The organism is Citrobacter sp. wls757, from assembly GCF_005280935.1.
Classification (GTDB): Bacteria; Pseudomonadota; Gammaproteobacteria; order Enterobacterales; family Enterobacteriaceae; genus Citrobacter; species Citrobacter portucalensis.
The window spans coordinates 39,222-46,771 of sequence record NZ_SZWU01000058.1 but is presented as its reverse complement, the minus strand read 5'-3'; the positions used below and the strand labels follow the sequence as shown (position 1 = coordinate 46,771).

The window sequence follows — 7,550 nt, the reverse complement described above, 5'->3', positions numbered from 1 at the left end:
GCGGGTCCGGCAAGGATGACCAGCCCCGCCAGTGCCAGCAAGACGTTGTTTTGCAGCACGCGTGACAGCAGCCACAGCACGATCATGGCGGCACCGAAATACCACGTCGTGGTCAACTCTTCCAGCACATCAGCCACGTCGCGCCAGCGCTGTTCGTGGTGACGTTGCAATGCAAGCATCAATAAAACGGTAACGCCGTACACGACGCACAATCCCAGGCCGACATGCACCAGTCTGCCGCTCATCCAGCCCATTACCAGCAACGCCACTACCAGTAAATGCAACACTATCTGCCAGCAACTTAGACCCGTTGCGACACGAACACGTTGTTGCCACCTCATGGCTATTCTCCTGAAGGATTTTCGACTAATTGTTCAGAGTACCGGACTTTACGGAAAATTCCGTAACACCGTATCTTTTTGTGACGACGACTACACTATTTTATTTAGGAAGTGACGCCAACGGGAGGTCCATGAGCGGATCGAGAGTTCAATTTTCATTCAATGTGCTCACCATTAATACTCACAAAGGGTTTACCGCCTTCAACAGGCGTTTTATTTTGCCTGAGCTACGGGAAGCCGTCAGAACCGTCGGCGCAGACATTGTGTGTCTGCAGGAAGTCATGGGCGCGCACGAAGCGCATTCGCTGCACATTGAGAACTGGCCGGATACCAGCCACTACGAATTTCTGGCAGACACGATGTGGAGCGACTTCGCCTACGGGCGTAACGCCGTGTACCCGCAGGGACATCACGGTAATGCAGTGCTGTCGCGGTATCCCATTGAGCATTATGAAAACCGTGATGTGTCAGTCGGCGCGAGTGAAAAGCGCGGAGTCCTTTACTGCCGCATCGTACCGCCAATGCTCTCCCACCCCATTCATGTGATGTGTGTGCATCTCGGCCTACGTGAAGCTCACCGCCAGGCCCAGCTCTCGATGCTGGCAGACTGGGTTAACGCCCTGCCCAACGCGGAGCCCGTAGTAATTGCCGGAGATTTTAATGACTGGCGGCAAACGGCCAATCGCCCGTTGAAAGCCAAAGCTGGCCTTGACGAGATTTTTACCCGTGCCCACGGTCGCCCGGCGCGAACGTTTCCAGTGCAGTTTCCCCTGCTGCGCCTGGACAGGATCTATGTGAAAAACGCGAATGCCAGTACCCCGACGACGCTTGCGCTGCATCACTGGCGACATTTGTCCGATCATGCCCCCCTGAGTGCGGAGATTCATTTATGAAATATGGCTGGCATGAAGGCAATCAAATTCAACTGCTGGAAAACGGCGATCAATTCTACCCCGCCGTCTTTGACGCCATTGAGCAGGCACAGCAAAAAATTATCCTTGAGACTTTTATCTGGTTTGAAGATGCGGTAGGAAAACAGCTGCATGCCGCGTTGCTCGAAGCCGCCCGACGAGGAATCAAAGCAGAGGTGCTGCTGGATGGCTACGGCTCGCCGGATCTGAGCGACAGTTTTGTTGAAGAGCTGACCGTAGCCGGTGTTGTTTTCCGCTACTACGATCCGCGTCCGCGTCTTTTTGGAATGCGCACCAATCTCTTTCGCCGTATGCATCGAAAAATAGTGGTAATTGATGACCGTGTTGCCTTTGTCGGCGGCATCAATTACTCCGCTGAACATATGTCGGATTACGGCCCGGAGGCCAAGCAGGATTACGCCGTGCGCGTTGAAGGTCCAGTCGTTGCTGACATTCTGAACTTTGTACTGGAAAACCTGCCCGGGCAAAGCGCCGTACGGCGCTGGTGGCGACGTCATCACCGGGCAATCGACAATCATCGCCCCGGCGAAGCGCAGGCGCTGTTTGTCTGGCGCGATAACGAAGAGCATCGCGATGATATTGAACGCCATTATCTTAAAATGCTGACCCAGGCCCGACGGGAAGTGATCATTGCCAATGCCTATTTCTTTCCCGGTTATCGCCTGCTGCATGCCCTGCGTAAAGCAGCACGACGCGGCGTTCGGGTAAAACTCATTGTGCAGGGTGAACCGGATATGCCGATTGTGAAAGTGGGTGCCCGCCTGCTGTACAACTATCTGGTTAAAGGTGGTGTCCATGTCTACGAATACCGCCGTAAACCTCTGCATGGCAAAGTGGCGCTGATGGACGATCACTGGGCGACGGTGGGCTCCAGCAATCTTGATCCGCTGAGCCTGTCACTGAATCTGGAAGCGAATCTGATTATTCATGACCGCACGTTTAACCAGACCCTGCGCGACAACCTGAACCCTATTATTGCGCAGGACTGCAAACGGGTTGATGAATCCATGCTGCCAAAACGCACCTGGTGGAACCTGACTAAAAGCGTGTTGGCCTTCCACTTTTTACGCCACTTCCCGGCGCTGGTCGGCTGGCTTCCGGCGCATACCCCGCATCTGGCCGAAGTAGAGCCGCCCGCGCAGCCCGCTCTGGAAACTCAGGACCGTATACAAACTGAGGATGCAGGAGGGAAAACCTGATGGCAAAAAATCACCGACGCTGGCGGTTAGCGAAAAAGATCCTCACATGGTTATTTTTTATTGCGGTGATCGTGTTGCTGGTCGTTTATGCCAGCAAAGTCAACTGGCAGGAAGTGTGGACGGTAATTCGCGATTACAACCGGATCGCCCTGCTCAGCGCCGTGGGGTTGGTGATCGTCAGTTATTTACTTTACGGTTGTTATGATCTGCTCGGGCGCTACTACTGCGGGCACAAGCTGGCAAAACGCCAGGTCATGTTGGTGTCGTTTATCTGTTACGCGTTCAACCTGACGTTAAGCACCTGGGTGGGCGGTATTGGGATGCGATATCGGCTCTACTCGCGTCTCGGGTTGCCGGGGGGCACAATAACGCGGATTTTTTCGCTGAGTATTACCACTAACTGGCTGGGCTATATTCTGCTGGGCGGTTTTATATTTACCTTCGGCGTCGTCGAACTGCCCGCTCACTGGTATATCGATGAAGGCACATTGCGCATTTTAGGCATAGCGCTGCTGCTGATTATTGTTGTTTATCTGTGGTTTTGCACCTTCGCTAAACATCGTCACATCACCATCAAGGGCCAAAAGCTGGTTCTCCCCTCCTGGAAATTTGCCCTCGCGCAGATGGCGATATCCGGGACTAACTGGATGGTTATGGGGGCGATTATCTGGTTGTTGCTGGGTCAGAATATTAACTATTTCTTCGTGCTTGGCGTGCTGCTGGTGAGCAGTATTGCCGGGGTTATTGTGCATATTCCGGCAGGGATCGGCGTGCTGGAGGCGGTTTTTATGGCGCTGCTGGAGGGAGAGAATACGTCTCAGGGCACGATCATTGCTGCCCTGCTCGCGTATCGCGTGCTGTACTATTTTATTCCGCTACTGCTGGCGCTGTTGTGTTATTTGCTGTTGGAGAGTCGGGCGAAAAAGCTGCGGGTAAAAAACGAGAAGGCGATGGCGAAATGATGGTGCTTATAGTGCCGGATGCGGCTTAACGCCTTATCCGGCCTACTTTCGATACACAACTGTAGGCCGGATAAGCGCAGCGCCATCCGGCAACAGACAATTAACGACGATTGCCGAAAATACGCAGCAGCATCAGGAACAGGTTGATGAAGTCCAGATACAGCGTTAAGGCCCCAAGAATCGCGTATTTACGCAGATTGGAGCTGTCTCGCAGGTCGATCTGCTCACCGATATTTTTCAGCTTCTGCGTGTCATAGGCGGTCAGACCGACAAACACTATCACCCCGATATAGGTCACCGCCCACATCAGCGCTTCGCTCTTCAGCCAGAAGTTAACCAGCGAAGCCAGCACAATACCGATCAGCGCCATAAACAGCATATTGCCGAAGCCGCTCAGATCGCGCTTGGTGGTGTAGCCATACAAACTCATGATCCCGAACATCCCGCCAGTGACCACGAAGGTGCTGGCGATAGACGAGTAGGTATAGACAATAAAGATGCTTGATAGCGTCAACCCGGTTAATGCCGAATAGAGCATAAACAGCGTGGTCGCCATACCCGCGCTCAGCCTTTGCACCATGCCGGACAGAACAAACACCAGCGCCAGTTGAGCGATGATCAGGCCAAAGAAGGTGATTTTGCTGGAGAAGACAAACATCATCACCGCGGGCGTATTTGCCGCATACCAGGCGATAAACGCCGTCAGCAACAGTCCGCAGGTCATCCAGCCGTACACCTGCGCCATATACGTTTGCAGGCCGGAACGGGCCTGTACAATAGAATCGGATCGTGGGAATCGGTCCATGACAATCTCCTGAATCAGTATGAGCCTACAACAATTGTACTCTACCAGCGTTTTGCTGCTAGCTTATCGCTGTCGCGGGCATCAACCCAGCGCTCACCTTCCGGCGTAGCCTCGCGTTTCCAGAACGGCGCGCGGGTTTTCAGGTAATCCATAATGAACTGCCCGGCATCAAACGCGCTGCTGCGATGCGCGCTGGTTACGCCAACAAAAACGATCTCGTCACCCGGCCACAGTTCGCCAATGCGATGGATCACCGTCACCCGACCCAGCGGCCAGCGCGAACGCGCTTCGTCGATAATCTCCGCCAGCGCTTTTTCGGTCATTCCCGGATAGTGTTCCAGCGTTAACGCCTTAATGCTGTCACCGAGATTGTGATTGCGCACTTTACCGGTGAAAGTGACTACCGCGCCGTCTTCATCGCGCTCTGCCAGCCAGGGATACTCATCCCCGACGCTGAACGGCGCATGGCCAACAACAATTCGCGTTTCAGCCATTTTAGCCTCCGGTTACCGGCGGGAAGAAAGCGACTTCATCACCCGCGTTAAGAGGATGGTCAAAACTGACCAGCGTCTGATTCACCGCCGCCAGCAGCTTGCCGTCTTCCAGCGCCAGCGCCCAGCGATCGCTTTGCGCCGCCAGATGCTTGCGCAGCGCTTCTACCGTTGCAAACTCGGCGGCAACTTCTAACGCATCGGTGTTCACCAGTTCCCGTACCTGAGCAAAGAAAAGAACCTTAATCATGCGCATCCACCTTAAAATCACCCGATTTGCCGCCGCTTTTTGCCAGCAAACGCACCGGACCAATCACCATATCCTTTTGCACCGCTTTGCACATATCGTAGATGGTCAACGCCGCCACGGAGGCTGCCGTTAACGCTTCCATTTCAACGCCGGTTTTACCGGTCAGGCGACACAGCGTTTCAATACGTACGCGATTGTGCTCCGGCTCGGCGTGCAAATTGACTTCGACCTTGCTCAACATCAGTGGGTGACACAGTGGGATAAGATCCCAGGTCCGTTTGGCAGCCTGAATACCGGCAATACGCGCCGTGGCGAAAACATCACCCTTATGGTGACTGCCGTCGATGATCATCGCCAGCGTTTCGCTACGCATGGTTACAAATGCTTCTGCACGCGCCTCGCGTACGGTTTCCGCTTTGGCGGAGACATCCACCATATGCGCTTCGCCAGCGGCGTTAATATGAGTCAGTTGCGACATACTTATTTCTTCAAATGTGGGTGGAAATTACACGGACGCGTACGGGCATCAAGCTGCGGCGCAATGATATTTTCCCAGGCAGTACGACACGCTTTGGTCGATCCCGGCATGGCAAAAATCAGCGTTTTATTGGCCACCCCGGCAATCGCGCGGGATTGCAGCGTCGCGGTGCCAATCTCTTCAAACGACAGCATACGGAATACTTCGCCAAACCCTTCGACTTCTCTGTCGAACAGCGGTTGCAGCGCTTCCGGCGCCTGGTCCCCTTCGGTTAAGCCAGTGCCACCGGTAATGAGCACCACCTGTACATCGTCACTGGCAATCCAGGCAGAAACCTGGGCGCGGATGGCGTAGCGGTTCTCTTTGACAATCGCCTTATCGACAATCTGATGACCCGCTTCTTGCGCCGAGTCACGCAGATAATGGCCGGAGGTGTCATCTTCTTCGCCGCGACGGTTGGAAACAGTAAGAATAGCAATGCGTGTCGGGATAAATTCAGCGCTTACCTGACTCATGAAAAACTCCTTTTAGCGATCAGCCGCCAATGTAAGATAAGTTTTGCGTAATACCGGTATTGTTCTGATGCAGGAAATGGGTCTGCTTTTTCTCCAGCAGCGCGGCTGAAATACGTTCTTCCAGCGCCGGTTGCTGAGCATCGTCTTCCAGCAAATCACGCAGGCTTACGCCGCCTTCACCAAATAAACACAGATGAAGCTTGCCGACAGAGGAAACGCGCAGACGATTACAGGTGGCGCAGAAGTCTTTCTCATAAGGCATGATCAGACCAATTTCGCCAACATAATCAGGATGACAGAAAACCTGAGCCGGGCCGTCGCTACGCTGTCGGATCTGGTGGATCCAGCCGCGACGCAGCAGCTCATCGCGCAGTACCTGTCCTGAAATATGGTGTTTACGGAAGAGAGAGCTGCCCTCGCCCGTTTCCATCAGTTCAATAAAACGCAGTTGGATTGGTCGAGGTTGGATCCACGCCAGGAAGTTGTCCAGTTGATGATGGTTTACGTCGCGCATCAGCACGGTGTTGACTTTCACTTTTTCAAAACCGGCATCAAAGGCAGCATCAATGCCTGCCATCACCTGCTGAAACTTGTCCTGTCCGGTAATGGCGTGAAACTGACGGGCGTCGAGGCTGTCGACGCTGACGTTGAGCGCGGTCAGTCCGGCATCGCGCCAGGCGGCGGCATCGCGCGCCAGACGATAACCATTGGTGGTTACCGCAATCTGGCGAATGGCGTCGTTTTCGCGCACGGCGGCGATAATGTCAGTGAAGTCGCGACGCAGTGAAGGTTCGCCCCCCGTCAGACGCACTTTTTCCGTTCCCAGACTGGCGAACGCACGCGTGACACGGCGAATTTCATCAACGGTTAAAAAGCCGTTATTGGTGACCCCGCCGGGCTTATAGCCATCCGGCAGGCAGTAGGTGCAACGAAAGTTACACACATCGGTAATCGATAAACGTAAGTAGTAAAACTTACGTGCGAAAGCATCGGTAAGTTGAGAGCCCATGTACACCTTTCCAAATACGGGAGACGTAGTCATTTCTTCCTGCGCCCTGGTGACAAACTTTTTCAAGTCTTGTCACGGCCAAAGCACCGTATCATTTGACCCAGGTGCAGAGGCTAGAGTGTTTATACTCATCATACTTCGAGTTGCAGATGCGTTGGCTTACGGCAACTCAAATTTTTAAGAGTACTTTGTGGTTATGCCGATACTAGCGTGTAAATGGCGCTTTTGCCATGTACACTTTCGCTGTATAAATATGTATATAGCGACATGATCGTGCAATTTCGCTACAGAATAAGCAAAAATCACAGTTTTGCATTGATATACATCATCTTGCCATCAGGTGAGTGTCGTCAGAAAGGAGTAGATCGCAGAAAAAAATTACGGAAGATGCCGACTGGATAATTGCTGAAAACACGCTATTTACGTTACTGTAGCGCCGATCAATTGATATCAGGAAAATATATGCGCACTCGCACGCTGGCAGATTTGGACCGCGTTGTCGCTCTCGGCGGAGGGCATGGATTAGGACGCGTTCTCTCCTCTCTTTCCCCATTAGGTTCCCGCCTGA

The 7,550-nt window shown here is 53.4% G+C and carries 10 protein-coding genes, 1 pseudogene and 1 riboswitch; of the genes and pseudogenes, 4 read left to right on the top strand and 7 right to left on the bottom strand.

What is annotated here, in order from left to right; translation table 11 throughout:
- Nucleotides 1-341: YbhQ family protein (locus tag FDW94_RS14690; RefSeq protein ID WP_249358532.1), on the bottom strand; the 341-nt coding region annotated here is incomplete at its 3' end.
- A gap of 131 nt (nt 342-472) precedes the next feature.
- Between FDW94_RS14690 and FDW94_RS14685 the strand changes: the two genes are divergently transcribed.
- From FDW94_RS14685 to FDW94_RS14675, 3 genes are read left to right on the top strand one after another with little or no spacing between them, the layout of a single operon-like run.
- The gene (locus FDW94_RS14685; RefSeq protein ID WP_137377805.1) at nt 473-1,234 is read left to right on the top strand and encodes an endonuclease/exonuclease/phosphatase family protein; all 762 of its coding nucleotides are present in this window, start codon (nt 473-475) and stop codon (nt 1,232-1,234) included.
- Nucleotides 1,231-2,472: a cardiolipin synthase ClsB gene (gene clsB, locus FDW94_RS14680; RefSeq protein ID WP_137377804.1), complete on the top strand. Its 1,242-nt coding sequence runs from the start codon at nt 1,231-1,233 to the stop codon at nt 2,470-2,472. The genes FDW94_RS14685 and clsB overlap by 4 nt, the downstream gene beginning before the upstream one ends.
- Nucleotides 2,472-3,434: a YbhN family protein gene (locus FDW94_RS14675; RefSeq protein WP_137377803.1), complete on the top strand. Its 963-nt coding sequence runs from the start codon at nt 2,472-2,474 to the stop codon at nt 3,432-3,434. The genes clsB and FDW94_RS14675 overlap by 1 nt, the downstream gene beginning before the upstream one ends.
- Nucleotides 3,435-3,534: 100 nt before the next feature.
- On the opposite strand, the gene FDW94_RS14670 is transcribed toward FDW94_RS14675, so the two are convergent.
- The 6 genes from FDW94_RS14670 to moaA all read right to left on the bottom strand — a co-directional run bounded on the left by FDW94_RS14670 (nt 3,535) and on the right by moaA (nt 6,982).
- Complete coding sequence (locus FDW94_RS14670) at nt 3,535-4,239, bottom strand: Bax inhibitor-1/YccA family protein (RefSeq protein WP_003831536.1); 705 nt, start codon at nt 4,237-4,239, stop codon at nt 3,535-3,537.
- A gap of 41 nt (nt 4,240-4,280) precedes the next feature.
- Nucleotides 4,281-4,733 carry a molybdopterin synthase catalytic subunit MoaE gene (gene moaE, locus FDW94_RS14665; protein WP_137377802.1) on the bottom strand — a complete coding sequence of 151 codons (453 nt, stop codon included), beginning with the start codon at nt 4,731-4,733 and terminating at the stop codon, nt 4,281-4,283.
- Between the two features lies 1 nt (nt 4,734).
- Complete coding sequence (moaD, locus tag FDW94_RS14660; RefSeq protein ID WP_003831530.1) at nt 4,735-4,980, bottom strand: molybdopterin synthase sulfur carrier subunit; 246 nt, start codon at nt 4,978-4,980, stop codon at nt 4,735-4,737.
- On the bottom strand, nt 4,973-5,458 hold the full coding sequence (gene moaC, locus FDW94_RS14655; RefSeq protein ID WP_003035188.1) for a cyclic pyranopterin monophosphate synthase MoaC: 486 nt from the start codon (nt 5,456-5,458) through the stop codon (nt 4,973-4,975). Before moaC ends, moaD begins: the two co-directional genes overlap by 8 nt.
- Nucleotides 5,459-5,460: 2 nt before the next feature.
- On the bottom strand, nt 5,461-5,973 hold the full coding sequence (gene moaB / locus FDW94_RS14650) for a molybdenum cofactor biosynthesis protein B (protein ID WP_003035187.1): 513 nt from the start codon (nt 5,971-5,973) through the stop codon (nt 5,461-5,463).
- Nucleotides 5,974-5,992: 19 nt separating this feature from the next.
- On the bottom strand, nt 5,993-6,982 hold the full coding sequence (gene moaA / locus FDW94_RS14645) for a GTP 3',8-cyclase MoaA (RefSeq protein ID WP_137377801.1): 990 nt from the start codon (nt 6,980-6,982) through the stop codon (nt 5,993-5,995).
- A riboswitch (molybdenum cofactor riboswitch) is annotated at nt 6,970-7,115 on the bottom strand. Its footprint overlaps the gene before it by 13 nt.
- A gap of 329 nt (nt 7,116-7,444) precedes the next feature.
- Between moaA and FDW94_RS24285 the strand changes: the two are divergent.
- Nucleotides 7,445-7,550 (top strand): annotated as a pseudogene (locus FDW94_RS24285) (hypothetical protein); the annotation flags it as partial.

Bases quoted from the DNA above. Each gene is read 5' to 3' on its own strand.
- moaA (WP_137377801.1), bottom strand. From the start codon at position 6,982: ATGGGCTCTCAACTTACCGATGCTTTCGCACGTAAGTTTTACTACTTA.
- moaB (WP_003035187.1), bottom strand. From the start codon at position 5,973: ATGAGTCAGGTAAGCGCTGAATTTATCCCGACACGCATTGCTATTCTT.
- moaC (WP_003035188.1), bottom strand. From the start codon at position 5,458: ATGTCGCAACTGACTCATATTAACGCCGCTGGCGAAGCGCATATGGTG.
- moaE (WP_137377802.1), bottom strand. From the start codon at position 4,733: ATGGCTGAAACGCGAATTGTTGTTGGCCATGCGCCGTTCAGCGTCGGG.
- clsB (WP_137377804.1), top strand. From the start codon at position 1,231: ATGAAATATGGCTGGCATGAAGGCAATCAAATTCAACTGCTGGAAAAC.
- FDW94_RS14675 (WP_137377803.1), top strand. From the start codon at position 2,472: ATGGCAAAAAATCACCGACGCTGGCGGTTAGCGAAAAAGATCCTCACA.
- FDW94_RS14670 (WP_003831536.1), bottom strand. From the start codon at position 4,239: ATGGACCGATTCCCACGATCCGATTCTATTGTACAGGCCCGTTCCGGC.
- moaD (WP_003831530.1), bottom strand. From the start codon at position 4,980: ATGATTAAGGTTCTTTTCTTTGCTCAGGTACGGGAACTGGTGAACACC.
- FDW94_RS14685 (WP_137377805.1), top strand. From the start codon at position 473: ATGAGCGGATCGAGAGTTCAATTTTCATTCAATGTGCTCACCATTAAT.